Origin of the sequence: Catenovulum agarivorans DS-2 (assembly GCF_000568405.1) — a bacterium.
GTDB classification, from domain to species: domain Bacteria; phylum Pseudomonadota; class Gammaproteobacteria; order Enterobacterales; family Alteromonadaceae; genus Catenovulum; species Catenovulum agarivorans_A.
The window spans coordinates 1-282 of record NZ_ARZY01000128.1; the positions used below are offsets into that span (position 1 = coordinate 1).

Sequence of the window (282 nt, forward strand, 5' to 3'; positions counted from 1 at the left end):
TATAATTTTAGTAAAATCAAAACGTGCGGGTGAACGTGTCCTAGCCAGTGTCACCCGATTTCTCGAAACTCAACTCAAATTGTTGGTTAACACAGACAAAAGCCAAGTAGTTAAATCCACGCAAAGTAAATTCTTAGGGTTTACTTTTAAACGCGGATTAATCAAATGGCATGACAAAACCCTGCACAAATTTAAACGACAGGTACGCATTCTAACTAACCGTAACTGGGGCGTGAGTATGCATTACCAACTGTTTAAATTGAGTCAATATCTAAGGGGATG

The 282-nt window shown here is 38.7% G+C and carries 1 pseudogene; it reads left to right on the top strand.

Annotated features, from left to right (window positions below):
- Positions 1-282, top strand: a pseudogene (locus DS2_RS20965) (group II intron reverse transcriptase/maturase); the annotation flags it as partial.